We start from the raw sequence: 4,495 nt of genomic DNA on the forward strand, positions 1-4,495 counted from the left end.
GGCCACGCCCGGGCATCGGGCCGGCCGTGCGGCGCGGACTGGGAGCGCGTGGGCCGGGGAGTGCCCCGCCCGGAGTCGGGCGGGGGCATCGGCGACCGCGGCTGCGCGGCCGGCGGCATGCCGGCGGCCACGGACGACCGGGGCGGAACAGGTCCGGATGAGCCGACCGGTTCCGCCCCGGCGGGGCCAGGACGCCCCGCACCCGGCTGGCGGAGCGCGGCAGGAGCAGGCGTGGGCCGGACGCTGTCCCGCCCACGCTCCGGGAACGGGCTGTATCCCTGCGTGGGCGCTCCGGTGTAGAGCGGCGCTCCCCGCTCCGCATCGGTACCGGTGCCCGGTGCCCGGCCCCGGGCGGCCGGGTCCGCGCCGCGAGGACGCGCGCCCTGGTCCGCGCCCTGGTCCGCGCCCTGGTCGGGGAATCCCCGCTCGGCGGGACGCTGCACGACGGTGGTCATGTCAAGCGGATCAGGGCCACCGGGCCCGCGGGCCCCCCAGCGGCCGGGATGGCCCTCGGCTCGACGGGCATCGCCGGCAGCCGGCCCGGACCCGTGCCGCGCCGGTGCGGGCGGAGCGGAACCATTCCCCCCCAGATGTCCGTTGGCAACCGGTGAGGGAGCGGGACCAGCGTCCATACCCGGTGCGCTGCCACCGGCCCGGCCCGGCCCGGCCCGGCCCGCGGGGGACGCGGCGGGCCCGTGGCCGCCAGACCCACGGCTACCGGACCCGGGACCACCTGGTCCGGGACCGCCGGGTCCGTGGCCACCGGGCCCGGGACCGCCGGGTCCGGGACCGCCGGGTCCGGGACCGCCGGCTGCGGACGTCCCGGACCGGGGGCCGCCGACGGGCTGGGCGCTCCTGGTGGACTGGTTCGACAGAGTGGCGAAAGCAACCAGGCTCCTGCTCGCCGAAAGCGCCCGCATCTGGCCGAGGGCGGGCCGCTCAGGCCTGTGATCCGCCTGCTCCGCCACCGCCGCTACCGACCGGGACGGCGGCGGCCCAGCCGCCGGGTGCCGTGACGCGTCCAGCCCGGCCGCCGGGTGCCGTGACGCGTCCGGCCCGGGCCGGGACAGGCCTGCCGGCTCGTTCGGCGACCATGTCTCCTCGTCGTCACCATCCGCGATTTCACGCGTCTCCCCCCGCGAGCCCACTAGAGGATCACCTCGTCGGCCGCCCCGGGAGTCGGGGCCTCCTCGGACCACGCGAGTATCCTCCGGTCAGGTTCGCACGGCGGCGGTTGTGCCGATGTCGTCGGAACAACGATATTAAGCGTATCCGCCACAGGTTTCCGCGACGCAACTCGCCTGGATCCGCACGGTCATATGATGACGTTGCGTGATCGAATCGTACTCGCATCCCGACACTCGGCGAACCGGCACCGCGGCTCCCCGACCACGGTCACAGCCCTTCCCAGCACGTGCTTCCCCCACCGGCATCCGGTCAGAGCGCCCCGTCGGTGGACGGGTCACCCCCGGTGCGGATGACGCCCGGTGGAGGTACCGCGAGGACGAGGGGAGCGGGCGGGATGGAAGACCCAGGCCCGCATCAGCACGAACCGCACCACCGTGGCCAGCGCACCGCTGAGCAGCACGGTGACGATCTCGACAAGAACCCCGGACGACGACCAGAGCGCGTGCAGCAGCCCGAGGCCGGCGGAGGACGCCGCGAGCCCCAGCACGAACACCACCCCGGACTCGGCGAACTGGCGCAGCGCCCCCTCGCCGCCCACCTGCCCGAACGTCAGGCGCCGGTTGGCCCAGGTGTTGCCCACCGCCGTGCCGAGCAGCGCGATGAAGTTGGCCGCGAAGGACGACGCCCCGCCCTCGCGCAGCAGCGCGTAGGCGACGACGTAGGCGAGGGTCGAACACACCCCGATCGCCGCGAACGTCCTGAGCTGGCGGCCCATGTTACGAGGCAGCCGCGCGGCCCGGACCTGTGGCGGCAGCTCCACCCCGGCCCGGCCGGCGAGGATGCGGCGCGCGACCCGGATCATTCCGCGGATGTCCTCCATCGCGGTCGCCACGACGTCGACCCGCGAGTCCGGGTCGTCGGTCCAGTCCACCGGCACCTCGTGGATGCGCAGGCCGTTGCGTTCGGCCAGCAGCAGCAGTTCGGTGTCGAAGAACCAGTGGTCGTTCTCGACGGCGGGCAGCAGCGCGCGGGCCACGTCCGCCCGCACGGCCTTGAACCCGCACTGGGCGTCCCGGAAGGAGGTGTGGAAGGCCACCCGCAGCATCGAGTTGTAGCAACGCGAGATGATCTCCCGCTTCGGCCCGCGGACGACCCGGGAGCCGCGGACGAGCCGGGAGCCGATCGCGACGTCCGAATGGCCTGACAGCAGGGGCGCGACCAGGGGCAGGAACGCCTCCAGCCCACTGGAGAGATCGACGTCCATGTAGGCCACGACGTCGGCGTCCGAGGACGACCAGGCCGCCCGCAGAGCCCGGCCGCGGCCCTTGGCCTCCAGCCGCGTCACACGGACCCGGCCGAGCTCGTCGGCCAGGCGCCGCGCGACGAGCGGGGTCGCGTCGGTGCTGGCGTTGTCGGCGATCGTGATACGCCAGCCGAAGGGGAAGCGGCGGGTCAGGTAGTCGTACAGCCGGCGGATGCTGCCGTCGAGGGCCTCCTGCTCGTTGTAGACGGGGACGACCACCTCGACGAGTGGCTGTGGGCGCCACCGCGCCGGCGGCGTCCCGCACGGCCGTGGCACCACCGCGGCCCGGCCGGCGGACACGGCCCGGCCGTCGGCTCCGAACACGCCCTGTGACGGGATCGTCCGCGAACCGTCGGGCCGGGCTCCCGCCAGGACGCCGGCGCTCCCGGGAGCGTCGAGCCCCGGTTCCGCGAGGACGCCGACGGGCACAGCACCGGCGGGCCCGCCCCCGGCGGGCACAGCACCGGCGGGCACAGCACCGGCGGGCACAGCACCGGCGGGCCCGGGGGGCATGGCAGCGGCGTACGCGGGGCCGGCGTGCTCCGGGCCGTCGGACGCCGCCTCGGGGGGCGCCGGCGGGACGTCCGCGCGGATGACGGACGGCGCGCCGGTGGCGGGGGCTGTGGGGCTGTCTCTGTCGCCGCTCCCGGGTACCGCACATGGCGGTCCGGGCACAGCCGGGCTGACGGGGCGGTCGGCCCGAAAACGTTTCGACAGGTTCACACCTCCCAGCGTCGGCGCTCGCGGTGAGAACGGGCTGAACCGTGCCTGAGAAGCTACTGAGGGCTGTCACGGCGAATCCGAGACCCGCTACCCGGGAACGGACGCGGACGCGGGCGCGGAGCGGGAAACCGGAGAACGGGACCGATGTGGAAGATGGTAAGCGGGTTCGGTCACAATACCCGTCCCGTCGCGGTTCCCGCCGCGGTGCAAGCATCCGGCATGGTGAAAACCCCCGCTACGGGGACGGGTCCCGGAAGGGGGCTCCGGGCGGACGGAACAACAGGCCGGACACGCAACAGCAGAAGAGCCACGGAAAGACATGGAAAGACACGGACGGGCGTCCGGAACGGGACGGCTATGATTGTCGACACGAGACGCCACCTGCACCGGCATCCTGACAGCGCGCATCGTTCCCTGCCGGGCCCCCGTTTTCCCACCGTGGCTCGCTGTTTCTCACCACGGTGTTCCCCTGGCGTTCCCCTGTGTTCCCCGCCACCGGCGTTCCTCACCGGCGTTCCCCGCTGCCGCGCACTCCCCGACGCCGTGTTCCCGCGCTGCCTCCCGCGGCCGTACGCTGCGTACTCTGCCGTCGTCGCCCCCGTCGGCGCGTGATCCCGGGGGTGCCGGCCGGCGGGCCGTGTCGGGCGGCGGACACCGTCCGGCACCCTGTCTCAGCCGACTGTTGTCTGTACTTCAGTATTCACTCAGCTTGCGAGGGGAAGGTTCGTACCATGAGCACGCGGCCTCCCTTCGTCACCTTCGCGGACGGATCATCTTTGAACGCGCACGTATCCGACGACGGCGTCGCGGACGGCCCGGACGGCCCGGACTGGGCGGTGCCGGATGTCGACCCCTATCCCGTTGCCGACACACGGCCGGCCCGGCCGGCCGTCGGCGGTGACCCACCGCCAGGCGGCCCGGGGCAGGGCGGCCCGACCCCGCCGAACCCCACGGCGCCCTTCGCGTCCGCCGACAGGAAGCAGGCTCCCGCCAGCCCCGACAGCTCACCGTGGCAGCGGCCGGCCGGCACGCCGGCCCCACCGTCGACGGCCTCGTCGTCCGGGAACGAGCCCCGGCCTCGTCCCGGCGGGCCGGGCGAGCCGTCCGGCCGGGTCTGGTGGGACACGCCGTGGAACACGCCGCGGGCGGAAGAGCAGGCCGCGGCCGGCAGCGACGGGGGGGCGTTCCCCCCGCCTGACCCGGCCCGGCCCGGCGCGAACTACCTTGGCGGGCTGCCCGGCGCCGGGAATCCCTTCCACGCGCCGCCCGCACCACCGGCCGGCCCGTACCAGGGCACCACGCGGGCCGCCGGGCCGTCGGGGCCACCGCACCGCCGCCGGC

General features: G+C 74.9%; 1 protein-coding gene and 2 pseudogenes. 1 reads left to right on the forward strand and 2 read right to left on the reverse strand.

The window, feature by feature from the left end:
* Positions 1-455: pseudogene (locus tag NBW84_RS22780) on the reverse strand (hypothetical protein); the annotation flags it as partial.
* Positions 456-1,462: 1,007 nt separating this feature from the next.
* The gene (locus tag NBW84_RS22785) at positions 1,463-2,710 is read right to left on the reverse strand and encodes a glycosyltransferase (RefSeq protein ID WP_445548583.1); all 1,248 of its coding nucleotides are present in this window, start codon (positions 2,708-2,710) and stop codon (positions 1,463-1,465) included.
* 1,175 nt (positions 2,711-3,885) lie between these two features.
* On the opposite strand from NBW84_RS22785, the pseudogene NBW84_RS22790 reads away from it, so the two are divergent.
* Positions 3,886-4,495, forward strand: a pseudogene (locus tag NBW84_RS22790) (peptidase S1); the annotation flags it as partial.

The sequence above is a fragment of the Protofrankia sp. CiP1_Cm_nod2 genome, from assembly GCF_920664355.1.
In the GTDB taxonomy this organism is placed as follows: domain Bacteria; phylum Actinomycetota; class Actinomycetes; order Frankiales; family Frankiaceae; genus Protofrankia.